19 protein-coding genes are annotated in these 22,963 nt (G+C 61.8%); 9 read left to right on the forward strand and 10 right to left on the reverse strand.

Annotation, left to right across the window (positions count from 1 at the left end; genetic code table 11):
- Positions 1–9: 9 nt before the first annotated feature.
- Positions 10–468 carry a helix-turn-helix transcriptional regulator gene (locus HJB83_RS00980; RefSeq protein WP_221131161.1) on the reverse strand — a complete coding sequence of 153 codons (459 nt, stop codon included), beginning with the start codon at positions 466–468 and terminating at the stop codon, positions 10–12.
- A 355-nt stretch (positions 469–823) separates the two neighbouring features.
- Here HJB83_RS00980 and HJB83_RS00985 point away from each other — a divergent pair, with 355 nt between their 5' ends.
- From HJB83_RS00985 to HJB83_RS01005, 5 genes are all read left to right on the forward strand, one after another.
- The gene (locus HJB83_RS00985; RefSeq protein ID WP_221131162.1) at positions 824–2,026 is read left to right on the forward strand and encodes an MFS transporter; all 1,203 of its coding nucleotides are present in this window, start codon (positions 824–826) and stop codon (positions 2,024–2,026) included.
- Positions 2,027–2,219: 193 nt separating this feature from the next.
- Entirely contained in the window at positions 2,220–2,780 is a 561-nt protein-coding gene (msuE, locus tag HJB83_RS00990; RefSeq protein ID WP_221131163.1) for an FMN reductase, read from the forward strand.
- A 241-nt stretch (positions 2,781–3,021) separates the two neighbouring features.
- Positions 3,022–3,852 (forward strand): MetQ/NlpA family lipoprotein, encoded by an 831-nt coding sequence (locus tag HJB83_RS00995; RefSeq protein WP_221131164.1) that lies wholly within the window; start codon positions 3,022–3,024, stop codon positions 3,850–3,852.
- 88 nt (positions 3,853–3,940) lie between these two features.
- Positions 3,941–5,026: a methionine ABC transporter ATP-binding protein gene (locus HJB83_RS01000; protein ID WP_221131165.1), complete on the forward strand. Its 1,086-nt coding sequence runs from the start codon at positions 3,941–3,943 to the stop codon at positions 5,024–5,026.
- Positions 5,007–5,660, forward strand: coding sequence for a methionine ABC transporter permease (locus HJB83_RS01005; RefSeq protein ID WP_221131166.1), 654 nt, complete (start codon positions 5,007–5,009; stop codon positions 5,658–5,660). Before HJB83_RS01000 ends, HJB83_RS01005 begins: the two co-directional genes overlap by 20 nt.
- 1 nt (position 5,661) lies before the next feature.
- Here HJB83_RS01005 and HJB83_RS01010 read toward each other — a convergent pair whose 3' ends face one another.
- Positions 5,662–7,020: an LLM class flavin-dependent oxidoreductase gene (locus tag HJB83_RS01010; protein ID WP_221159349.1), complete on the reverse strand. Its 1,359-nt coding sequence runs from the start codon at positions 7,018–7,020 to the stop codon at positions 5,662–5,664.
- Positions 7,021–7,117: 97 nt separating this feature from the next.
- On the opposite strand from HJB83_RS01010, the gene scpA reads away from it, so the two are divergent.
- A complete protein-coding gene (gene scpA, locus HJB83_RS01015; RefSeq protein ID WP_221131168.1) occupies positions 7,118–9,256 on the forward strand; it encodes a methylmalonyl-CoA mutase in 2,139 nt (712 codons plus the stop codon).
- Positions 9,257–9,318: 62 nt separating this feature from the next.
- Here scpA and HJB83_RS01020 read toward each other — a convergent pair whose 3' ends face one another.
- Together HJB83_RS01020 and HJB83_RS01025 are read right to left on the reverse strand one after the other, a co-directional pair.
- A complete protein-coding gene (locus HJB83_RS01020) occupies positions 9,319–10,146 on the reverse strand; it encodes a hypothetical protein (protein ID WP_259671242.1) in 828 nt (275 codons plus the stop codon).
- 4 nt (positions 10,147–10,150) lie between these two features.
- A complete protein-coding gene (locus HJB83_RS01025; RefSeq protein WP_221131169.1) occupies positions 10,151–11,311 on the reverse strand; it encodes a fumarylacetoacetate hydrolase family protein in 1,161 nt (386 codons plus the stop codon).
- A gap of 369 nt (positions 11,312–11,680) precedes the next feature.
- Here HJB83_RS01025 and HJB83_RS01030 point away from each other — a divergent pair, with 369 nt between their 5' ends.
- The 3 genes from HJB83_RS01030 (at position 11,681) to HJB83_RS01040 (ending at position 14,323) form a co-directional block, all read left to right on the forward strand.
- The gene (locus HJB83_RS01030; RefSeq protein ID WP_207585858.1) at positions 11,681–12,691 is read left to right on the forward strand and encodes a Gfo/Idh/MocA family protein; all 1,011 of its coding nucleotides are present in this window, start codon (positions 11,681–11,683) and stop codon (positions 12,689–12,691) included.
- Positions 12,692–12,701: 10 nt separating this feature from the next.
- A complete protein-coding gene (locus HJB83_RS01035) occupies positions 12,702–13,796 on the forward strand; it encodes a Gfo/Idh/MocA family protein (protein ID WP_207585859.1) in 1,095 nt (364 codons plus the stop codon).
- Positions 13,797–13,927: 131 nt separating this feature from the next.
- On the forward strand, positions 13,928–14,323 hold the full coding sequence (locus HJB83_RS01040; protein WP_207585860.1) for a VOC family protein: 396 nt from the start codon (positions 13,928–13,930) through the stop codon (positions 14,321–14,323).
- Between the two features lie 111 nt (positions 14,324–14,434).
- Here HJB83_RS01040 and atzF read toward each other — a convergent pair whose 3' ends face one another.
- From atzF to HJB83_RS01070, 6 genes are read right to left on the reverse strand one after another with little or no spacing between them, the layout of a single operon-like run.
- Positions 14,435–16,240 (reverse strand): allophanate hydrolase, encoded by a 1,806-nt coding sequence (gene atzF / locus HJB83_RS01045; RefSeq protein WP_207585861.1) that lies wholly within the window; start codon positions 16,238–16,240, stop codon positions 14,435–14,437.
- 1 nt (position 16,241) lies between these two features.
- Positions 16,242–19,781 (reverse strand): urea carboxylase, encoded by a 3,540-nt coding sequence (uca, locus tag HJB83_RS01050; RefSeq protein ID WP_221131170.1) that lies wholly within the window; start codon positions 19,779–19,781, stop codon positions 16,242–16,244.
- Between the two features lie 3 nt (positions 19,782–19,784).
- Positions 19,785–20,435, reverse strand: a complete 651-nt coding sequence (locus tag HJB83_RS01055; RefSeq protein WP_207585863.1) for an urea amidolyase associated protein UAAP2 — start codon at positions 20,433–20,435, stop codon at positions 19,785–19,787.
- A 12-nt stretch (positions 20,436–20,447) separates the two neighbouring features.
- Entirely contained in the window at positions 20,448–21,269 is an 822-nt protein-coding gene (locus tag HJB83_RS01060; protein WP_221131171.1) for an urea amidolyase associated protein UAAP1, read from the reverse strand.
- On the reverse strand, positions 21,266–22,096 hold the full coding sequence (locus HJB83_RS01065; RefSeq protein ID WP_221131172.1) for an ABC transporter ATP-binding protein: 831 nt from the start codon (positions 22,094–22,096) through the stop codon (positions 21,266–21,268). The genes HJB83_RS01060 and HJB83_RS01065 overlap by 4 nt, the downstream gene beginning before the upstream one ends.
- Complete coding sequence (locus tag HJB83_RS01070) at positions 22,093–22,911, reverse strand: ABC transporter permease (protein ID WP_221131173.1); 819 nt, start codon at positions 22,909–22,911, stop codon at positions 22,093–22,095. Before HJB83_RS01070 ends, HJB83_RS01065 begins: the two co-directional genes overlap by 4 nt.
- Between the last annotated feature and the right edge of the window lie 52 nt (positions 22,912–22,963).

Below are 22,963 nucleotides of genomic sequence, written 5' to 3' on the forward strand. Positions count from 1 at the left end.
TATGCCTGACTATTCTCCAAGCGGAAGGGTGATATCCGCTGCGGAGGCGCCCAATGTTACACTGCGGCTTTCCGTCTGCGCCATTGCCTTCACCAGTGCAATGACTGATTCACGGATTTTCCGGTCGGCAATCTTCAGAAAAGCGCGATTGAGCACCAATCCCTCTTTCGTTCTGAGGAATTCGACGACGGGATCGGTGTTTGCGGGCAGTTCCAACCCTTGCAACGTCAACGGCTCGGAATTTTCCTGTTCAAAGAAGAAGCTCGGCGACGTATGAAGCACCTCGGCTATGCGCTGCAGACGGCTCGCGCCGATGCGGTTGATGCCCTTCTCGTATTTCTGAACCTGCTGGAAGGTCACGCCGATTTGGTCGGCAAGCCGTTCCTGGCTCATTCCGAGCAACTGCCGGCGCATTCTTATGCGCGCTCCGACATAGCCGTCTATCGCATTCGGTGTCTTGACATTCATCGTGTGTTTTCAGCCTCAATCGCATTTTCCATCACCGCAGCTGTAGTATCTCGCGCCCCAGTTTTCCATGGTTGTTTTTACATCGTAGGCTATATACGCCGCGATGGCGGTCGATTGTGGTATGAAAGCCCCTCAAGTCAGAGGTGAAGCGACGCAGCCTTAGGCGGCAAAAGGGCAAATCGAACAAAAGCCGTACCGATCCTGATGAAACGGGACTGTGATTACCCCCTGGCTTACGCTAAATGCACTTCATCGACCGTCGCTTGATCATCTGTCCCAGCCCCGATCGCCCGACATCCATCGAACAAAAGCGACGCGGCACGGCAACCAACCGGACCGTTCAGGAGGAATGTCCATGGCAACTGTTGCCGAGACCGCGCCCCGTTTCCAAAAAACAACGATGTCCATCCTGGTGGCGGTCAGCTTTTGCCATATGCTGAATGACATCATGCAGTCGCTGCTCGCCTCGCTCTACCCGCTGTTCAAGGCGAACTACGATCTCGATTTTGTTCAAATCGGCCTCCTGACGATGACCTTCCAGGTCACCGCTTCACTGCTGCAGCCACTGGTCGGCATCGTCACCGACCGCTGGCCGATGCCCTATTCCCTGCCGGTCGGCATGGCGAGCACCTTCTGCGGCCTCATCCTGCTTGGCAACGCCGGCAGCTTCGCATTGCTGCTCGTCGCCGCCAGCTTGATCGGCTTCGGTTCGGCGGTCTTCCATCCGGAATCCTCGCGCGTCGCCCGTCTTGCCTCCGGCGGTCGCCACGGTTTTGCGCAGTCGTTCTTCCAGGTCGGTGGTAATGCCGGCCAGGCGCTCGGCCCGCTGCTCGCTGCCTTTATAGTGCTGCCGCTCGGCCAGCACAGCGTCTCCTGGTTCGCCGCCATCGCCATGGTCGGCATGGTCGTGCTGAGCTGGGTCGGCAACTGGTACATCAGCCACAGGCGCCAGAACGCCAGCAAGCCGCCCGCAAGCCGGACCCTGCCGCTGCCGCAGAACAGGGTTGTCTGGGCGCTGCTGATTCTCGTCCTGCTGACGGCAACAAAGAATGTCTACATGGCGAGCGTGTCGAGCTATTTCACCTTTTATGTCATCGACAAGTTTGCGCTGAGCATACAGCAGGCACAGCTGATGCTCTTTCTATTCCTCGGCTCGGTCGCCGTCGGCACGTTCCTCGGTGGACCGATCGGCGATCGCTTCGGCGCCCGTTTCGTCATCTGGTTCTCAATCCTCGGCGTCATTCCTTTCGCGCTTCTCCTGCCCTATGCGAACCTTTTCTGGACCGGCATCCTCAGCGTCGTCATCGGCCTGATCTTCGCTTCGGCCTTCTCGGCGATCGTGGTCTTCGCCCAGGAACTGGTGCCTGGGCGCGTCGGTCTGATTGCCGGCGTCTTTTTCGGCTTTGCATTCGGGGCAGGGGGGCTTGGCGCAGCACTGCTCGGCAGTTTCGCCGATACTCACGGCATCGACTTCGTCTACCGCGTCTGCTCCTATCTGCCGCTGCTCGGCCTCCTGACGGTCTTCCTGCCGCGCATTCCCAAGCAGAAACCTGCCTGAGGCGATATCGCCCCGGACGGTATCGAGCCCGAAGCATCAGGCGATTTCAGACACTATGATCACTCACGGGATGAACGTATTTTTCTCTTCCCATAGGGCAGGAGGGATCACCATTCCTTTAATCCACTATTTTTATAGATAATATTCGTCCGATGATACCGCCGGTCTCGGCATGATATTGGAAGGAAACGGCATGTCTGCTTACAAACTGGTTGGCCTTGCGGGTAGTTTCAACCGCCCCTCGAAGACCTTCGCGCTTGTCGAAAACATTGCCGGCCTCGCCGGTGCTACATACGGCTTCGACACCACCCTCTACGACCTCACCGATGTCGGCCCCTCGCTTGGCCAGGCGCTGCGTCGTGACGATCTCGACAGTCGCGCAAAGGAAGTCATAGATGACATCGTCAATGCCGATCTGCTGGTCATCGGAGCGCCGACCTACAAGGGCAGCTATCCCGGCCTCTTCAAGCATCTGATCGACCTGATCGACCCGCATGAGTTGCGCGCCAAACCAATCATCATCACCGCGACCGGCGGCGGCGAGCGCCATGCGCTGATGGTCGAGCATCAGTTGCGCCCGCTCTTTGGCTTCTTCATGTCGCATACGCTGCCGACGGCCGTCTACGCGTCCGACCGCGACTTCACCGATTACCGTGTCGCATCCGAACCGCTTTCCAACCGCATCACCGAGGTTGTCGGTGAGCTCGCGGCCTTCTTTCCCAGCCGGGGTCACGCTCTTATCGCTGCCGAATGAAGAGTGTCGGAACTTTAAAACGGCGCCCGCTGAGGCGCCGTTTTCGTTTTTAGGACCCATTCGGAAGCCGTCATAGTTCACAAATTTGATGGAAATTTATCCTGCCGATATCGATGGCAGGGCAAGAGTTTTTCCGACCCTTCCTCCACATCAGACATTCGTGCTTCGCGCCCGATAGGCGCATTTGCCATGATCGGCCAGCTTGGGGCGCTTGGCCTCATCCAGTCAGACGGGATATAAAATGACCAAGAATAAAAATCACGGCCTCCACCTTTCGCGCCGCGCAACTCTTGCCGCCGTTTCCGCCGCCGCGCTCTTTGCCTTTGCAGTGCCCGCTCCCTCCTTTGCCGAGGATAAGTCGATCAAGGTCGGCATCATGGCCGGCGAAGAGGAAGACATCTGGCGCGTGGTCACGAGCGAGGCTGCCAAGAATGGCCTCAAGATCGAGACCATCACCTTCAACGACTATACGCAGCCGAATGAAGCGCTGGAGCGTGGCGAACTTGACGCCAACGCCTTCCAGCACCAGCCCTATCTCGACAACCAGATCAAACAACACGGTTATCATATCGTTCGCGTCGGATATACCGGGGTCTGGCCGATCGGCCTCTACACCAAGAAGTACAAATCCGTCGGCGAGATCCCCGAAGGCGCGGTCATCGGCGTGCCGAACGATCCCTCGAACGAAGGCCGGGCGCTACGCGTTCTCCAGAGCGAAGGGCTGATTAAACTCAACGACGGCACAGGCATTCTGGCAACGGTCGCCGATGTCAGCGACAACCCGAAGAAGATCGAGATCAAGGAACTCGACGCCGGCATCGTTGGCCGTTCGATCGATGATCTGGACGCCGGGGTCGTCAACACCGACTGGGCGCTGAAGAGCGGTCTTTCGCCGGCCGAGCGCATTGCCCAGGAGCCGATCGCCGACAATCCCTACCGCAACTTCATTGCCGTCAAAGACGAGAATAAGGACGCAGAGTGGGCCAAGACGCTTGTCTCTTCCTATCAGAACGATACCGTCAAGGCCGAGTTCGACAAGGTCTACAAAGGAACGGGTCTCAGCGCCTATTGATCCGAAATTAGGCCGGGGTTAAGGCCTGCCGAGAGGCGGTCCGGGGTTTCTTGCCCGGGCCGCCTTCCGTGTTTGCAAGGAAAAGCACATGAATTCCTTTGTTTCCACCACGGTGATCGAAGCACAGCAGCAATCGGCGCCCGTAGAAGTGGTGAGGCTTAACGACGTCAAGCGGCGTTTCGGAACCACGGCCGCCCTTGACGGTATTTCACTGACGGTCAGAAAAGGCGAGATCCTCGGTATCATCGGCCGTAGCGGTGCCGGCAAATCGACGCTGATCCGCTGCCTGAACGGCCTGGAGCGCGCCGATAGCGGCGAGATCCTGATCGAAGGCCGTGACATCACCGGACTTGCAGAACAGGAACTGCAGCCGCTGCGCCGCCGCATCGGCATGATCTTCCAGCACTTCAACCTGCTTGCCGCCAAGACCGTCGAAGAAAACGTCGCGCTGCCGCTGAAAATCGAGGGCATTGCAAAGAACGAGCGTTTAAAACGGGCGCACGAGTTGCTCGATTTGGTCGGTCTTGCCGACAAGGCGAAAGCCTATCCCTCATCGCTGTCCGGCGGTCAGAAACAACGCGTCGGTATTGCCCGAGCGCTTGCGGCACGCCCAGCACTGCTGCTGTCCGACGAGGCGACGTCGGCGCTCGATCCGGAAACGACCCGGTCGATCCTGGCGCTGCTGAAGGACATCAACCGTAAGCTTGAACTGACCATTCTGCTGATCACCCATGAGATGGAAGTGGTGCGCGGCATTGCCGATCGCGTGGCGGTCATCGATGCCGGGCGGATCGTCGAGGAAGGGCAGGTATGGTCGGTCTTTGCCAACCCTAACGCTGATATCACCGCAAGCCTGCTCGGCGGCATCCGTCCGCAGCTTCCGGATCACATCGCCAGCCGGCTGTCGGCAACAACAGGCAGCGACGCAATCCTCAGCGTCGATCTCGCCGGACCTGAAGCGCAGGGTGCGCTGTTTGCCGAACTCTCGGCGGCGCTGCCGCATTCCTTCCGGCTCGTGCATGGCGGCATCGATCATATTCAGAACCAGCCGGTGGCGCGGTTCTTCATCGCCATTCCCATGCGCGACCCTGCGCTTGCCGGAAAGGTCGAACAATTCCTGACGGCCCGGTCCGCCCGGGTAGAGGTGCTTGGTTATGACACCGATCATGCTTGAACTGCTTGTTCGCGCCCTATGGGAGACGATCCTGATGACTGTCGCCTCGGGCGTGATATCACTCGCCGCCGGCCTGCCGCTCGGCCTTGCGCTGGTGGCAACGGCACGCGGCGGCATCGCCGAAAACCTCTGGATCAATCGCGTGCTCGGCGGCATCATCAACGGCTTCCGCTCGGTGCCCTTCATCATCCTGCTGGTGGCGTTGATCCCGCTGACGCGGCTGATCGTCGGCACCGCACTCGGCACATGGGCAGCCATCGTGCCGCTCGCCATCGCCGCGACGCCCTATTACGCCCGTATCGCCGAAGTGTCGCTGCGCGAGGTCGACCGTGGGCTGATCGATGCCGTGCGCGCCATGGGCGGCGATCGCTGGACGATCATTCGAGAGGTGCTGGTGCCCGAAGCGCTGCCGGGCATCGTCGCCGGTTTCACCGTCACGCTGGTAACGCTGATCGGCGCCTCGGCGATGGCCGGCGCGATCGGCGCCGGCGGCCTCGGCGATCTCGCCATCCGCTATGGCTATCAACGTTTCGAAACCAATGTGATGATCGCGGTGGTGGTAGTACTCATCGTCCTCGTCTGCGGCATCCAGTGGCTCGGCGACCGGCTGGTCGCCAAGCTGGATCATCGATAGATCAGCGCCGGTATCCGGCAGCGGGATGAGCGGCGGGCAACCTGCCGTTCCCGCCGCCGAAGAGCTTCTGCCGCAATGGCCCTTCGGTATAATCGGCCTTGAAGACGCCGCGCTCCTGCAGCACCGGCACCACCAGATCAACGAAATCGCGCAGGCTCTCCGGCGCCACTGTCCGTGCCAGGTTGAAGCCGTCGATGCCGCCTTCCTCGATCCATGTCTCGAGGTGATCGGCGACCTGCTGCGGCGAGCCAACCATCGGCTTCATCCGGCTACCGAGGACCATCTGGTCGATGATGTCACGTGGTGTCACCGGCTTTGCCGCCTGTTTGGTGATTGAAGCAAGTGCCGATTGATTGGCGTTCGTCGACCTCTGATCGATGACCTCATCCAATCCATATTTCGACAAGTCGATGCCGATAGAGGCAGAGTAATGCGCAAGCGAGGCCTCGACGCTCGAATGCCGGCGATAATCCTCAAGCTTGTCGTGTGCTTCCTTCTCAGTCCGCCCAACGACGACGCTGATCAGGTTCAGGATCTTCAACGCGTCGGCGCCGCGGCCGAACGCCGCTGCCTTCGCCCGCAGCGCATCAACGGTCGATCTCGCAGCCCTGGGAATCGGACTGGCGATGAAGACACATTCGGCGTGTCGTGCGGCAAAATCCTGCCCGCGGGCCGAAGCGCCGGCCTGGAAGAGCAGGGGCGTGCGCTGCGGAGACGGCTCGCAGAGATGGATGCCCTCCATCCGGTAATATTTGCCGTTGTGACTGACAGCTCGCACTTTGGAGGGATCGGCATAGATGCCGCCCGCCTTGTCGCGCAGAACCGCATCGTCATCCCAGCTGCCCTCCCAGAGCTTGTAGACGATCTCGAGATATTCCTCGGCGGCGGCGTAGCGCGCATCATGTTCCGGGAGCTTGTCGAAACCCATGCTGCGGGCAGCGCTGTCGAGATATCCGGTGACGATATTCCAGCCGATCCGCCCCTTGGTCAGGTGATCGAGCGTCGACATGCGCCGCGCCAGCAAAAAAGGCGGCTCGTAGGTGGTGTTGACCGTTACGCCGAAACCCAGATGTTTGGTGACATAGGCCATCGCTGAAATCGGGATCAACGGGTCATTGACGGGGACCTGCGCCGCCGTCTCGATCACCGGCGCCGGACTGCCCTTGTAGACGTCATAAACGCCGACGATATCGGCGAGGAAGATGCCGTCCAGCTTGCCGCGTTCGGCGGTCCTGGCGAACTCCGTCCAGTAATCGAGATCGGTATAGTCCACCGACCGGTCCCGCGGATGTGCCCACAGGCCATGGTTGATATGCCCGACGCAATTCATGTCGAAGGCATAGATCTGCATTGTCTTCATGAGACGAGTCCTGACGAGGGAATAACAATCAAGGATTTGTATCGCACGGCGATCCTGTGGAATGGTAGGGTGCGGATGAAAAAGCCGGAGAAAACGCATGACTAAGAAGACGCTGTCGGATTGGACGGAGCTTGCGCAGAAGGAATCGCGCGCCTCGCCAGAAACCCTGACCTGGCAGACGCCTGAGGGTATCGCCGTCAAGCCGCTCTATACGGCCGAGGATCTCGAGGGCGCCGAGCACCTTGGCTCGCTTCCCGGCTTTTCGCCCTTCACCCGCGGCCCGCGCGCGACGATGTATGCCGGCCGGCCCTGGACGATCCGCCAATATGCCGGCTTCTCGACGGCAGAGGCATCGAACGCTTTTTACCGGAAGAATCTGGCCGCCGGTCAGAAGGGCCTCTCCGTCGCCTTCGATCTCGCCACCCACCGCGGTTATGACAGCGACCATCCGCGCGTCGAAGGCGATGTCGGCAAGGCGGGCGTCGCGATCGACAGTGTCGAGGACATGAAGATCCTGTTCGACGGCATTCCGCTTGCCGACATGTCCGTCTCGATGACCATGAACGGCGCCGTCATCCCGATCCTCGCCTCCTACATTGTCGCCAGCGAGGAGCAGGGCGTTTCGAAGGCCGATCTGTCGGGCACCATTCAGAACGACATCCTCAAGGAGTTCATGGTCCGCAACACCTATATCTACCCGCCGGAACCGTCGATGCGGATCGTTGCCGACATCATCGAATATACGGCAAGGGAGATGCCGAAATTCAACTCGATCTCGATCTCCGGCTATCACATGCAGGAGGCTGGCGCGACGCTCGTCCAGGAACTCGCCTTCACGCTTGCCGATGGTCGGGAATATGTCAGGGCGGCGATCGCCAAGGGGCTGAGTGTCGACGATTTCGCCGGAAGGCTCTCCTTCTTCTTCGCCATCGGCATGAACTTCTTCATGGAGGCGGCCAAGCTTCGTGCCGCCCGCCTGCTTTGGACCCGGATCATGGAGGAGTTCCAGCCAAAGAAGGCTTCCTCGCTGATGTTGCGCACCCATTGCCAGACCTCCGGCGTCTCGCTGCAGGAACAGGATCCCTATAACAACATCATTCGCACCGCCTTCGAGGCGATGTCGGCCGTGCTCGGCGGCACGCAGTCGTTGCATACCAATTCCTTCGACGAAGCGATCGCGCTGCCGACCGAATTTTCGGCCCGCATCGCCCGCAACACTCAGCTGATCCTGCAGCATGAAACCGGCGTCACTAGGGTGGTCGATCCGCTGGCTGGCTCTTATTACGTCGAGAGCCTGACGAAGGAGCTCGCGGAAAAAGCCTGGGCGCTGATCGAGGAGGTGGAGGCGCTCGGCGGCATGACGAAGGCCGTCAACGAGGGTCTGCCGAAACGGCTGATCGAGGAAGCAGCCGCGCGGCGCCAGGCGGCCGTCGACAAGGGCGAGGAGGTCATCGTCGGCGTCAACCGCTACAGGCTCGACAACGAACAGCCGATCGACATTCTGGAGATCGATAACAGTGCGGTGCGCACAGCCCAAATCAAACGCATCGAGGAAACGAAGCGGCGGCGTGATAGCAACGCCGTGCGCGAGACGCTGGCGAGGCTGATGAACACTGCACGCAGCGGCAACGGCAACCTGCTCGAAGCCGCGATCGAAGCGGCGCGAGCCCGCGCTACGGTCGGTGAGATATCGGATGCCATGCGCGAGGCCTTCGGCGATCATGCCGCCACGCCGGAGGTCATCACCGGCGTCTATGGCGAGGCCTATAGCGACGAGCCGGAACTCGCCGTGCTGAAGGCCCGCATGACGGAGGTGACGGAAGCGATGGGGCACCGGCCGAAGATCATGGTCGCCAAGCTCGGCCAGGACGGGCACGACCGGGGCGCCAAGGTGATCGCTTCAGCCTTCGGCGATATCGGTTTCGACGTGCTCGCCGGCCCGCTGTTCCAAACGCCTGACGAGGCCGTCGAGATGGCGCTCGGCGAAAAGGTCAATGTCGTCGGCGTCTCGTCGTTGGCGGCCGGTCACAGAACGTTGCTGCCGCAGTTGATCGACAGACTGAGAGCGCAGGGCGGTCACGATATCATCGTCGTTTGCGGCGGCGTCATCCCGCGGCAGGATTATGAATTCCTGCACGAACACGGCGTTGCGGCCGTGTTCGGTCCGGGCACCAACGTCCTCGAAGCGGCAAACTCCGTCCTCGACCTGCTGCAGGGCAGGCGGCGGAACCAGTAAGAGGGCGTAGCGTTGTTTTCCCGCCAAACGCTAGACTAATGGAGAACAAAGGGGGAAAGCGTTTATGCGCCCTCATCAGATAGCCAGATCCGCAATTGGCCGACGGGCTTGAAACCCAGCTTTTTCATTTCGTCTAGCACTTCACCGCGATCATATCCGACAAGGGGCAAATCGGCTGCAAAAGCGATAGTAGCCAATGAAATTGCATCCTGGAAGGCCTGAGGCGTACCAGCCAAACTAAAAATATTGGAGATGCCTACAACCTGCGGCGATCGATTTGCGATGCATCCCGCATCAAAGCCGTCGCCGGCCAATCGACCGTAGATGTGCATGTCGGGATCGGAAAGCAGGGCAGGTGTGAAGACGTTGGCATCGGTCGGGCTACCAGACTCTTTCCAGGAACGTTCCCAGCGATCCAGCGCTGCCGCCTCGCGAACGCGTACCCAACCTTGAGGCGCACTCGATGAGCTTTTATGAGGTTCAGCCCAAATCCATGATGCGGAAAACAACAACCGGAACCCGTTGTTGTTGAGATCTAGCTTGGAAAAGCCGTCTTTGATACCAGGTCGCCGTCCTAGCCGATCTGTCAGCCGATCGATTTCAATCAGCTGCTCCTGTGTCGCATCCCGGTCGAGTGTCGTCATGTTGGAATAGTATGGAGGTGCGATTGCATCACTTGACCAAAACGCACTGGTTCGCTGATCAGGCAATCCATGGGCACGGAATATTGCCTGGTACAAGTCGGCATTGTTAGCGGCACAAAACCGCACTTTTTCTTCATCTGAGCGTTTCGGGATACCGCATTGTAAAGAGCTATCTGTCATAGCAAACCTGTTGATCAGAGCGGCTGACACCAAGCCGATACATTTCGCGACAAGCTGTGCGGTCAATAACTTATAGCAATCCGCGCTTCGCCAGATTGCGCATCAGCGCCGAAATGCCGAAGGTCCAGGGTGGGCATTCGGTGGAGAGACGCACAGTGTTGACGAGGGCGCCGAGCCCTGCCGAGGAGATCTCGACGACATCGCCGATCTTGTGAGTGAAGCCCTGCTTCTGCGCGTCGCGGTCCTGCGTCGGCGCAAACAGTGTGCCGAGGAAAAGCATGAAACCATCCGGATATTGATGATGGGGGCCAAGCGTCTGCTTGACGAGATCGGTCGGGTCGCGGCTGATCTGCGACATCGAACTCTTGCCGTGCAGCACGAAACCGTCCTTGCCTGACACCTTCAGGTCGAGTTCGGCTTTGCGCACATCATCGAGGCCGTAGCCGGCATCGAATAGGCGGATGAAAGGACCGATCGAGCAGGAGGCGTTGTTGTCCTTGGCCTTGCCGAGCAGCAGTGCCGAACGCCCCTCGACATCGCGCAGGTTGACGTCGTTGCCGAGCGTCGCCCCCTTGATTTCGCCGCGGCTGTTGACGGCGAGCACGATTTCCGGCTCGGGATTGTTCCAGGTCGAGATCGGATGCAGGCCGACATCAGCGCCCCAACCGACGGAAGACAGCACGGGCGCCTTGGTAAAGACTTCGGCATCGGGACCGATGCCGACCTCGAGATATTGCGACCACATGCCCTCGTCGATCAGGGCCTGCTTGACCTTGGCGGCTTCCTGTGAACCAGCCTTCAGATTGGTGAGGCTGCCGCCGATCAGCGTGCTGACGCGCTCACGGATCGAGGCGGCGCGTTCCGGATTGCCGGCGGCCTTTTCTTCGATGACGCGCTCGATCATCGACTGAGCGAAGGTGACGCCGCAGGCCTTGACTGCCTGCAGGTCAACAGGCGCAAGCAGATAGGGACGCGCTTCATCCGGTGCTCCGGAGCTGTTGGCGGCGATCTCCTCCACGGAGCCGACCGCCTTGCCGCCTGCAGCGCGGACAAAGGCGGCGGCATCCTGTCTCTCGAGCAGGGCGCTCAGCGTCGGCGCTTCGCGCGACGTGATGTCGACCAGCACTCCGTCGCGAAGTGTCACGACGCTCGGCCCGCCAACCTCGGGATTCCAGACGCGGCCGACAAAAAGACCGGCCGAAGCGGCAGCATCGAAAAGGGGATGAGACATGGCAATCTTCCATCACAGGCGAGCGGGGAGCGCTCTTTAAAATTTTTCGGAGTCGTTGCCGCTCTCCAGCCCAGCGGCGGCCGAAATCGATCACATTCATGGAGATCGAGCAAGATACGGCTAGGAAAAAGACTTTCACGTGAGCGGATCGAACGGCGACCTTCTGGCGGATTGCAATCGCCGAAAGCACGCAAAATAACTATTTAGATACAAAATAATCATTATACTTCATATACTTAATTCATGACATGGCCGTTTTCGCCTCTTGTCTTGTCTTGACAGACGCCAGCTTTCGTTATCTGTTTTGCCCGACATGGAGGAGGCTGGCCTCGGCGGGCCGGATGAACATCCCAGGAGGATATTGCAGCGATGTTGAGATTTGCCGTCGTCGGAATCGACCATGGGCACACGTTCGATCACGTGAAGGGATTGCTTGCCTCAGGCGGCGAGTTCGTCGGCTATTGCCCGCAGACTTCGGTGCCGGCATTGCGCGAGGCCTTCGAGAAGACCTATCCCGACGTGCCGCAGATCGACCGGGAAAAGCTGTTCGAGGATCCGTCGATCGATGTCATCTGCATTGCCGCGATCCCACGTGACCGCGCCGGGCTTGCCGTCCGCGCGATGAGGTCGGGCAAGGATGTGATGACCGACAAGCCCGGCGTGACGACCTTCGCCCAACTGGAAGAGGTCAGGCGGACCGTCGCCGAGACCGGCAAGATCTTCTCGATCTGCTTTTCCGAGCGTCATTGCGTGCGCTCCGCTGTCAAGGCCGGCAAGCTTGTCGCCGAAGGCGCGATCGGCAAGGTGATCCAGACGCTCGGCGTCGGCCCGCACCGGCTGCAGCTCCCGACCCGACCGGACTGGTTCTTCGATCCCGAAGCCTTCGGCGGCATCATCGTCGATATCGCCTCGCATCAGGTCGACCAGTTCCTGTTCTATACCGGCTCGATCACAGGCGAGGTCATCGCAAGCTCGATCGGCAATTTCGGCATGCCCGACAAGCCTGATTTCCAGGATTTCGGCGAGGTGCTGCTGCGCTCCGACCGAGCGGCGGGTTATGTTCGCGTCGACTGGTTCACCCCGGAGGCGTTGCCGACCTGGGGCGACGGCCGCCTCACCATCCTCGGCACCGAAGGCTATATCGAACTACGCAAATATATCGATATTGCCGGCCGGCCGGGCAAGGATCACCTGTTCCTGGTCAACGGCAAGGAGATGACCCACATCGATTGCAGCGATGAAAAGCTCGACTATTTCGATGCTTTCACCGCCGATGTCGGCAATCGCACGCAGACGGCGATGACGCAGGATCACGTTTTCGAAGTCTGCCGCCTTTCGCTTGAAGCCCAGACGAAAGCCGCGCGGATCGGCGCTCGCTGAGGAGGATATCATGACCAGGAAATTGCGCGTCGGTGTCATCGGCGCAGGCATCGCTGCGCGGCATCTGGCCGGCTTCGGCTGGAACGAGGAGCTTTTCGAGGTTCCCGTGCTCTGCTCGCTCGACGAGGAACGCGGCAGGGCTCTGTGCGAGGAGTACGGCATCGGCGAGTATACGCAGGACGCAGATTCGCTGTTTGCCCGTGATGATCTCGATATCATCGACATTTCGACGCCGCCGAGCTCGCATTTCGAACTCTGCCGCAAGGGCATCGAATCCGGCAAGCACGTCATCTGCGAGAAACCGCTGTTCGGCTCGATCGCCGAGGTCGACGAGATGGGCCGCATCCTCGCCCGTTTCCCCGGCAGGAAGCTGATGCCGATCTTCCAGTATCGTTATGGGTCTGGCCTGCAGAAGCTGAAGCTGCTGATCGAAAGCGGCCTCGCCGGCAAGCCGTTCCTGACGACGATCGAGACCCATTGGTGGCGCGGCCCGGATTATTACGCCGTGCCGTGGCGCGGCAAATGGGCGACTGAACTCGGCGGCGGCCTTCTCGGCCATGCGATCCACGCCCATGACATGCTGAACTATGTGCATGGTCCCTGCGCTGAAGTGTTTTCCTATGGCGCGACACTGGTCAACCCGATCCAGGTCGAAGATACGGCAGCGCTTTCGGTCAAGATGCAGAATGGCTCGCTGGCGACGCTGTCGATGACGCTCGGCTCGCGCAAGGAGATCTCGCGGTTGCGCTTCTGCTTCAGCGATCTCGTCGCCGATAGCATCCTCGAACCCTATACGATGGGCCGCGATCCCTGGGTCTTCACCGCAGGAACGGAGGACCATCAGGCGCGGATCGACGCGGCGCTCGCCGCATACGTGCCCGGCGAGGACGGCTATACCCGTCAGTTCGAGCTCTTCCATAAGGCGATCGTCGAGGATACTGCGCCGCCGGTGACGCTACAGGATGCCCGCAATTCGCTGGAGCTGGTGACGGCCGCCTATTTCTCGCAGCGCACCGGTCAGCCAACGCCGATGCCGATTGCCGCCGATCATCCGCTCTATCGATCCTGGCTTCCGGAAGAAGAGCGGCGCGCGGCTGCCGGCTAGAACAGGATGATTTCAGGCCGAATCGGCCTGAAATCTGAATCCTCTTCTAAATTAAATAGTTAGAGCATGATGTTGTCCGAAAACCGCTCACACTTTTCGGCATCATGCTCTGAGCAGGGAAGGGCGCTCTCATGCTGAAATCCTTCGAACATGTCGGCATGACGGTGAGCGACATGGACCGCACTGTGGTTTTTTACTGCGGCCTGCTCGGCCTGCGCCTGCATCTGCGCAAGGTCATGGCCGACGGCTCTGAGATCGCCTTCCTCGATGCCGGCGGCGGCATGCTCGAAATCTTCGCACCGGCGGGCGGTGCGGCAAGGGCAGTGGATGTGCCGGAGGCTACCGCCGGCCTGCGTCATCTGACCTTCCTGTTCGAAAATGTCGACCAGACCTTCGCCCGGCTGGAAATGGCCGGCGTCGAGATCAAGGAGCGGCCGCGCCTGGCAATCAATGCCGAGGTGCTTCACAAGGTTGCCTTCCTGCGCGATCCCGACGGCATTCAGATCGAACTTGCCGAGAAACGGTAAGCCGTCAGCGCAAGCCGGGTCTGCCGATCGCCCTGGTTCGCGCGGTCAGCCCCGTCAGGAGATGCGCAACCAGCCGCTTGAACATCCGTCGCCATTCTTCGCTCCTCACGCTCAGCTCGCCAACTTGACGCGAATATAGCTCCGCCAGCCGCCGAGCGAGGTGATGTCTTCGGCGCCGTTCACCGCATGTGCCTCGCAAAGAAAACCGGAAACGCTCGTGCCATCGTCGAGCGCCACCTTTCCGATGCCGAGCGGCGCCGGGATCTTCTGGACGAAGCGGCCGAAGGCATCGGCCGGCAGTGCCCAGATCTCAACCTCCAGACCGCGGCCCTTGTGGCCAGGTTCACGGATGAGGCCTGGCTTCGGCGGCACCGTGTCCGGCAGCACGAAGAGACGGTATTCGCCAGTCGTGTTGCAAGTCTTGATCAGCCGACCGCCGGCGCCGGTCAGCTCATGATTGAGCGGCATGCCGGTCAGATGCGCGCCGACCACGACGATCTCGACGAAGCCGTCATCGACAGCCGCAACACGGCTGGCTTCGGGGATGGCCGCCTGCCGGTCGATGCCCAGTCCGGAGCGTGCCGCGCGATGCAGCGCATCGGCGAGCGGCGCCAGCGCATCGTCGGTAAAAGCAGACGCGATCACGGTAACGCCGCCCGGCAAACCGTCTTTTCCGAAGCCAGCCGGAACGGCGATCGCCGCGCAATCGAGCAGGTTGACGAAATTGGTGTAACGACCGAGACGGCCGTTCAGCACCACAGGATTGGCGAGCATGTCAGCGACCGTGTAGGTGGTCGGTGCGGTCGGCAACAGAAGAACGTCCGCCTTTTCCCATTCGGCTTCGGTCTTGCGGCGCAGTTCTTCCAGCCGGTAGCGGCCATTGAAGGCCTCGACCGCGGTCTTGCCCCTGGCGCCCTCGATAATCCCCCGCACCGTCGGATCAAAATCGGCCGCATTCGTGGCGAGGAAGGTCTCGACCGCCGCAAGGCGCTCGGCGACCCACGGCCCGTCATAAAGGAGAGCGGCGGCCTCGCGGAACGGCGCGTAATCGAAAGGCACGATGGTCGCGCCGAGCACTCTGGCCCGCTCGATCGCCTGGTCGTAGAGCGCCTCCACCTCCTTGTCGCCGAAGAACTCACGCTCGGCGTCGGTGAGGACGCCGATGCGCAACCTCGACACCGGCAGGTTTGCCGGCTTGGCGCGACGGGAGAAAGGATCGGCGGCATCGAGGCCTTCGGCGACAGTGCGGATCGCAACGCCGTCACCGACGGTCGCGGCAAAGATCGTAATGCAGTCCATGCTCTTGCAGGCCGGAACGACGCCGGTGTTCGGCAGAAGGCCTGGGGTCGGCTTGATGCCGACCAGATTGTTGAAGGCGGCAGGCACGCGGCCGGAGCCCGCCGTATCCGTGCCGAGCGCGAAGGCAGCCAGGCCGGAGGCGACCGTGACCGCAGATCCGGAGCTCGAACCGCCTGAAATATAGGCCGCATCGAAGACCGAACGCGGTGCGCCATAGGGCGAGCGTGTCCCGTTGAGGCCGGTCGCGAACTGGTCGAGGTTGGTCTTGCCGATGATGATGGCGCCGGCCGCCTTCAGCCGCGCAACGACGGTGGAGTCCGCTTCCGGCCGATACTCATAAGCCGGGCAGGCGGCGGTCGTCGGCAGGCCGGCGGCATCGATATTGTCCTTCACCGCAAAGGGCACGCCCCAGAGCGGCAGGCTGTTTGCCTCAGGCGCGCGCGTCATCAAGGCTTTCGCAGCAGCGCGCAGCTCTTCGTCGGGCACCGGCGTGATGAAGATCGCCGCATCCTTCGAGGCGGCGCGGCGCGTTATCACCTCTTCGATGGCATCGAGCGGCGTCAGGCCGGATTGATAGGCGGCGCGAAGGCTTGAGAGATCGAGAATGGTCGGCAGCATGTCAGCATTCCTCCAGGACTACGATAATATCGCCGGCTTTGACGTTTCTTCCCGGCCCGGCGCGCAGATCGCGGACGCGGCCTGGCGCATGGGCGGTGACGTTGATTTCCATTTTCATCGATTCGATGATCGCAAGAGTATCGCCGGCCGCAACCGGGGTGCCCGGCTCGACCAGCAGTTTCCAGATATTGCCGGGCACTGCGCTGGCGACGCCGAAGCAGCCGTCCGGAATATCTCCATCCGGGCTTTCGCCGGCGCCTTCGTCGGTGACGAAGCTGTCGAGGCCTGCTTCCTTCCAGCGCTGGCGTTCGGCATCGAAGGCTGCCTGCTGCATCGTCTTGAAGCGGCCGATCGACACCGAATTCGCCTGCAATTCCTTCTCATAGGCGGCATAGGAGAATTCGGTCTCCTCGATCCTGATGGGATAGCCGCCGTGCGGGAAGGCGGCGCGCGCCTCCGTCAGTTCCTGGTTACTGACCGGGAAGAAACGGATCTGGTCGAAGAAGTTCAGCAGCCAGGGCTTGCCCCTTGCAAAGGCCGGCGTCTCCCGCCAGGTGTTCCAGACCTGGATGGTGCGGCCGAAGAGCTGGTAGCCGCCCGGCCCCTCCATGCCGTAGATGCACATATAGGCGCCGCCGATGCCGACGGCGTTCTCAGGCGTCCAGGTACGGGCCGGATTGTACTTCGTTGTGACGAGGCGGTGGCGCGGATCGGTCGGGGTCGCAACCGGCGCCCCGAGATAGACATCGCCGAGACCGAGCACGAGGTAACTCGCATCGAAGACGATGTCGCGCACCGCCTGCTCGTCGGGAAGACCGTTGATACGGCGGATGAACTCGATATTCGACGGACACCACGGCGCGTTCGGGCGCACAAGCTCCTGATACTTCCGCATCGCAAGCTCCGCATCCGGATCGTTCCAAGAGAGCGGCAGATGCACGATGCGGCTCGGCACCTTGACATCCTGCGCCGCCGGCAGCGTCGCTTCGATCTCGGAGAGCAGCCCGAGCAGCCGCTTTCGCGTCAGTGTCGTGCCGTCATAATGGATCTGCAACGAACGGATGCCGGGCGTCAGATCGACGACGCCGGGAAGACGGGCCTCGACGATCGCCTGCATCAGCAGATGCACCCGCAGCCGGAGCGCAATATCGAGCGTCATCGGCCCATATTCGACGAGCAGATTGTCGTCGCCCTGGCGGCGATAGACGACGGAAACCGGGCCGTCCTCCCTGATACCGACGATCGGCGAACCCGTCTCTTCCGCGACCCGCCGCACTGCCGGGCCGGCGATCGGGTCTTCCGGCCGCGCCACGGCGTGGAAACGGATACGGTCGCCGGGCTTGAACTGGCCCATTTTCCACTGTTCGTCGCGAGCGATCACCGCCGGGCAGACGAAGCCGCCAAGGCTCGGGCCATCGGGGCCAAGAATGATCGGCATGTCGCCGGTGAAATCGATCGCCCCGATCGCATAGGCATTGTCATGCAGGTTGGACGGGTGCAGTCCGGCCTCGCCGCCATCGCGGCGCGCCCATCGCGGGGCGGGACCGATGAGGCGCACACCGGTGCGGGCGCTGTTGAAATGCACCTCGTAGGCTGTCGAGAACAGCGTCTCGATATCGCCATCCTCGAAGAAGTCAGGTGCGCCATGCGGGCCATAGACGACGCCGACATCCCATTCGCGTGTCAATGCGGCTGGCTCCGTCGCTGGCGTCGCCGGTTCGGCCGGCGCCTGCCGGTCGAAATGCAGCACATGGCCCGTCTTCAGCGTGCCGGTGGCGTTGCCGCCGAACTGACCGAGGCCGAAAGTCGCCCGGGAGCCGAGCACAACAGGCGCGGCAAAACCGCCGGCGACTGCGAGATAGGCGCGCTGCCCCGGCCCTTCGATCGTGCCGATCGACAGAACTTGGCCAGCCCGGATCGTCACCGGCTCGTCATGCGGTACTTTTACGCCATCGCATGCCATTGGCATCCGGGCACCGGCCAGCGCGATGGTCTGCTCGGCATAAAACCTGAGCGTCGGGCCGGAGACCGTCAACTCCAGTGCGGCCGTCACATCGGCATTGCCGACCAGGCGATTGGCATGACGGAAGGAGCGCTCGTCCATCGGACCGCTCGGCGGCACACCGACATGCCAGAGGCCGAGCCGGCCCGGCAGTTCCTGGATGCTCGATTGCGCGCCAGGCGTGAGAACCTCGACGACATCGGGAACGAAGGCGAAGTCGCGCAGCGCCGTCGTCGCCACCTTGGCGCCGGCAAGCAGTTCGGAAGCGGCGATGGTTCTGAGATAATCGAGATTGGTCTCGATGCCTGATATCGATGTCGCCGCAAGTGCTACCTTCAGCTTTTCGATCGCCGCAGGCCGGTCCTCCGCCGCCACGATCAGCTTGGCGAGCATCGGATCATAGAAGGGCGTCACCTCGGTTCCCGTCTCGATCCAGCCGTCGACGCGGGCACTTTCCGGGAAGATGACCTCAGTCAGCAGGCCGGCGCTCGGGCGGAAATCGGCATGCGGCATCTCGGCATAGATCCGCATCTCGATCGCCGCACCCTTCGGCGACAGCGCCTCGGCGCCCGAGAGCACATCCTCGCCCGCCGCCTGCCGGATCATCCATTCGACGAGATCGATGCCGAAGACGGCTTCCGTCACCGGATGCTCGACCTGCAGGCGGGTATTGACCTCGAGAAAATAGAATTCCTCGCGCTGGGGATCGTAGATGAATTCGACCGTGCCGGCGGATTCATACGAGACCGAGCTTCCCAGATCGACCGCCGCCTTGTGCAGCCGCACTCTGGTTTCGGCGGAGAGGCCGGGGGCAGGGGTCTCCTCGACCACCTTCTGGTTCCGCCGTTGCAGCGAGCAGTCGCGTTCGCCGAGCGCGATCACCCTGCCCTTGCCGTCGCCGAAGATCTGCACCTCGACATGGCGCGCTTCGGCAACGAAACGCTCGATATAGACGCGGGCATCGCCGAAGCTGGCCCGCGCGGTCCTCTGCACGCTTTCGAAGGAGGCCTTCAGGGCCGCCGCATCGGCGCAGAGCTGCATGCCAATGCCGCCGCCGCCGGCCGTGCTCTTCAGCATGACGGGGTAACCGACAGTCTCGGCCGCCGAAAGCGCCGCCTCAACGCTCTGCAACAGATCGGTGCCGGGCAGCAGCGGCACGCCGCTCGCTTTCGCCAGTTGGCGCGCCGTATGCTTCAGGCCGAAGGCCGACAGCTGCTCCGGCCGCGGGCCGATGAAGGCGATACCTTCGGCGGCGAGCCGCTCGGCAAAGCCGATATTCTCCGAGAGGAAACCGTAACCCGGATGCACGGCTTGCGCTCCCGTCGCCTTGCAGGCCGCGATGACGGCATCGACGTTCAAATAGCTTTCGGCAGCTGGCGCTGGACCCAGGCGTACGGCTTCGTCGGCAGTCAGCGCCGGCTTCGAGAAGCGATCGGCATCGGAATAGACGGCGACCGAGGCAATGCCCATCCTCTTCAATGTGCGGATGACCCGGACAGCGATTTCGCCGCGATTGGCGATAAGGACCTTGGTGAACATCGATCAGTCCTCGCCATCCCAGATCAGCACCCGGATCGGCGTCGGATCGAAGCCGTTGCAGGGATTGTTGATCTGCGGGCAGTTGGAGATGACGCAGAGCACATCCATCTCCGCCACCAGTTCCACATAGTCACCCGGTGCGGAAATGCCGTCGACGATGGTCATCTCGCCGTTCGGCTTGATAGGCACATTCATGAAGAAGTTGATGTTCGGCACGATGTCGCGCTTGCTCATGCCGTGCCTGGTCACTTCGAGCACGAAATTGTCGCGGCAGGCATGCAGGTATTTCGTGCCGTGGCCGAAACGCACGGTGTTGCTCTCGCAGGAGCAGGCGCCGGCTGATGTGTCGTGCCGGCCGCAGCTGTCGGCCGTCATGACAAGCATGACGTTGCCTTCATTCGATATGATCTTCGTGCCGGTGCCGATATAGGCGCCACCCTGCGCCCGCATCGTATCCTGGTTGGAGTAACGCTCGGCAAAGTCATTGGCGCGATAAAACAACGTGTCGATCGCCTGCTGGCCGTAGCTGTCCTCGATGCGGATCGTCTGACCTTTGCGCACGATGCCGGACCATGGCGCTTCGGCCGGAATGAAATGATCCTGCACTGCATTTTCGAGGCGGCGCGATGCGGCGGTCTTGATGAAATCGGTCATCGGCATCCCTCCTCAGGCCAGCATCGATGCGTTGTTCTCGAAGCCGCGAAAGGCTTCGGCGGTCGCCGTGCGCGAGAGGTCGTCGGCTGCGGGCACAGGTGACCGAAAGCGCGTGACGATCACCGGCTTCGGCTGATAGACCGGGTCGGGATCGAGCGGATGCGGGCAATTGGAGAAGCCGACGATCATGTCCATCTCGGCGCGCAGCTCGGCATAATCGCCGCTGTTGGAAAGCTTGCCGCGCCAGTGGAAGCCGCCGTCATCGTCGACGCGGACGGGGGCGAAGAGATTGAGAATCGCCGGAATGTCGCGCCTGGCAAGGCCGAGTTTTCCGGTGATGAGCACGAGATTGTCGCGGGTATTGCGGGTCTTGACGCCGGGGTATCTGGCGGCGTTGGAGGCAGCCGTCGATCCGCCCATCAGGCAGTCATGGGCGCCGGAACTGTCCTCGATCAGCGAAAACATCACCCGGCCCATATCCGAGAAGATGACGCGACCCTTGCCGAGCGCCGTCGTCCACTGCACCTTGACCGTATCGACGAGGTTGAGTCTTTCGCTGGTGTCGGCGGCATTCCAGGCAACGAGCGCCACGGTCGAGCCGCCTTCGCCCTGGTCGATGCGGAGCGCCTCGCCGCGCTTCAGCGCAGTTGACCAGTACCAGCCACCGGGGATGGTCTCCTGATGGATGATTGCAGCCGCATCGATTGCGGGTGCGGGCAGGGGGCTCGGCGCCGGCAGGGCCTTCGGTGCGAATTCCAGCCCTTTCCTTTGATGTTCCTCATAACGCTGCCGGTTGGCGGCGATCTCTTCGGGCGAACGTCTGACATGCATCATGGTTTTTCTCCTGACGGACGGGAAGCCGGGTCGTCCCGGCGAAGGCCCAGAGGAATGACCGGGCCGTCCCGGTCGGGGCTGAAGATGGTGGGCGCGCCGGCAAGCCTCGGCGGCCAGATCGAAATGTCCTTGGTGATCGTCGCGCCGTAGCGCTCCTTCTCCTCCGGGCGGTCACGCCGGCGCTCGAAGGCGACGACGCGCGTCGCCAGCGTGAAGGCCTCGCGCATGTCGTGCGTCACCATGACGACCGTCATCTGCGTTTCGTGCCAGAGCCGCTTCATCAATGTGTGGATTTCCGCGCGGATGCCGGGGTCGAGTGCGCCGAAAGGCTCGTCGAGCAGCAGCACCTTCGGCTTCATGATCAGCGCCTGCGCCAGCGCCAGTCGCTGTTGCATGCCGCCGGAAAGCTGCGCCGGATATTTGTCCTCGGCCCCGGAAAGGCCGACTTCACCGATCAACCGCCGGGCCTCGTTGACCGCTCTGTTGCGGGCCGCGCCAAAAAGCTTGGCCTTGTGGCGGGAGGCAGAAAATTCCCGCCCGAGCAGCACATTGCCGAGGACAGTCAGATGCGGGAATACCGAATAACGCTGGAAGACGACGCCGCGATCCGGCCCCGGCTCCTGCGGCAGCGGTTCGCCGTCGAGCCGGATCGCGCCGCGTGTCGGCCGTTCCTGGCCGAGGAGCATGCGCAGAAATGTCGTCTTGCCGCAGCCGGAAGGGCCGACAAGGGCGACGAAGGCGCGCGAGGCGACATTTAGCGACACATCCTCGAGCACGATCTGGTCGCCATATTCCTTCCAGACCTTTTCGATCACCAATTCGCTCATGCCTGCTTCTCCAGTTCCGACCAGGGGAAGACGGCGATGCGGATGCGGTCGAGGATGTAGTTCATGACCACGGCGAGCAGCGTGATCCAGACGACATAGGGAAAGATGATGTCCATCGAAAGATAGCGGCGCACGAGGAAGATGCGATAGCCGAGGCCGGAATCCGAGGAGATTGCCTCGGCGGCGATCAGAAACAGCCAGGCGGGACCGAGCTGAAGCCTGAGGCAGGTGATCAGCCGGGGCAGGATTTGCGGCAGCACGACGCGAAGGCCGATCTGCCAGGAAGAGCCGCCGAGCGTTTCGGCCTTGACGATCTGTTCGCGTGGCAACTCCAGCGCCTTTAGCGCAAGATCACGGATCATCGTCGGCGCGACCCCGATGACGATGAGCGCGATCTTCGAAGCTTCGCCAAGCCCCATGGCGATGAAGAGAATCGGCAACAGCGCCAGCGGCGGCACCATCGAGATGACGGCGACGAAGGGCGAGAGCAGCGCCCGGAGATAAGGCAGCATGCCGATCAGCATGCCGATGACAAGCGCAGCGATCGTGGAGATGCCGAGGCCGGCAAACAGACGAACCACGCTCGCTCCCGTATCGGACCAGAGCAGGTATTCGCCGGTGCGCGGATCCGCAATGAAGGCCATTCGATCGATCGCATCGGCAAGACCGGCAAGACCGGGCAACAGCTTGTCGTTGGCGTTTTCCGCCAGCCGTGCTGCCGAGCCGAAAGTGTAGGCAACGATCAGCAGCACGAAGGGCAGCAGCGTCAAGGCAAGCTGCGCGCCCCGGCTCGGCCTCGTGTTGATCCAGCGCATGAGGAAAGCTCCGCTGATGGAGGTTGGGCGGCGCGGGCAAAGCCGCGCCGCA

This window comes from Rhizobium sp. NZLR11 (assembly GCF_019685115.1).
In the GTDB taxonomy this organism is placed as follows: Bacteria; Pseudomonadota; Alphaproteobacteria; order Rhizobiales; family Rhizobiaceae; genus Rhizobium.

Excerpts from the sequence above, each read along its gene's own strand:
- HJB83_RS01035 (WP_207585859.1), top strand. The coding sequence starts at position 12,702 with ATGACCAGGAAATTGCGCGTCGGTGTCATCGGCGCAGGCATCGCTGCG.
- HJB83_RS01030 (WP_207585858.1), top strand. The coding sequence starts at position 11,681 with ATGTTGAGATTTGCCGTCGTCGGAATCGACCATGGGCACACGTTCGAT.
- msuE (WP_221131163.1), top strand. The coding sequence starts at position 2,220 with ATGTCTGCTTACAAACTGGTTGGCCTTGCGGGTAGTTTCAACCGCCCC.
- HJB83_RS00980 (WP_221131161.1), bottom strand. The coding sequence starts at position 468 with ATGAATGTCAAGACACCGAATGCGATAGACGGCTATGTCGGAGCGCGC.
- HJB83_RS00985 (WP_221131162.1), top strand. The coding sequence starts at position 824 with ATGGCAACTGTTGCCGAGACCGCGCCCCGTTTCCAAAAAACAACGATG.
- HJB83_RS00995 (WP_221131164.1), top strand. The coding sequence starts at position 3,022 with ATGACCAAGAATAAAAATCACGGCCTCCACCTTTCGCGCCGCGCAACT.
- HJB83_RS01070 (WP_221131173.1), bottom strand. The coding sequence starts at position 22,911 with ATGCGCTGGATCAACACGAGGCCGAGCCGGGGCGCGCAGCTTGCCTTG.
- HJB83_RS01010 (WP_221159349.1), bottom strand. The coding sequence starts at position 7,020 with ATGAAGACAATGCAGATCTATGCCTTCGACATGAATTGCGTCGGGCAT.
- HJB83_RS01055 (WP_207585863.1), bottom strand. The coding sequence starts at position 20,435 with ATGACCGATTTCATCAAGACCGCCGCATCGCGCCGCCTCGAAAATGCA.
- scpA (WP_221131168.1), top strand. The coding sequence starts at position 7,118 with ATGACTAAGAAGACGCTGTCGGATTGGACGGAGCTTGCGCAGAAGGAA.
- HJB83_RS01060 (WP_221131171.1), bottom strand. The coding sequence starts at position 21,269 with ATGATGCATGTCAGACGTTCGCCCGAAGAGATCGCCGCCAACCGGCAG.
- uca (WP_221131170.1), bottom strand. The coding sequence starts at position 19,781 with ATGTTCACCAAGGTCCTTATCGCCAATCGCGGCGAAATCGCTGTCCGG.
- HJB83_RS01025 (WP_221131169.1), bottom strand. The coding sequence starts at position 11,311 with ATGTCTCATCCCCTTTTCGATGCTGCCGCTTCGGCCGGTCTTTTTGTC.
- HJB83_RS01005 (WP_221131166.1), top strand. The coding sequence starts at position 5,007 with ATGACACCGATCATGCTTGAACTGCTTGTTCGCGCCCTATGGGAGACG.
- HJB83_RS01000 (WP_221131165.1), top strand. The coding sequence starts at position 3,941 with ATGAATTCCTTTGTTTCCACCACGGTGATCGAAGCACAGCAGCAATCG.
- HJB83_RS01065 (WP_221131172.1), bottom strand. The coding sequence starts at position 22,096 with ATGAGCGAATTGGTGATCGAAAAGGTCTGGAAGGAATATGGCGACCAG.
- HJB83_RS01040 (WP_207585860.1), top strand. The coding sequence starts at position 13,928 with ATGCTGAAATCCTTCGAACATGTCGGCATGACGGTGAGCGACATGGAC.
- atzF (WP_207585861.1), bottom strand. The coding sequence starts at position 16,240 with ATGCTGCCGACCATTCTCGATCTCTCAAGCCTTCGCGCCGCCTATCAA.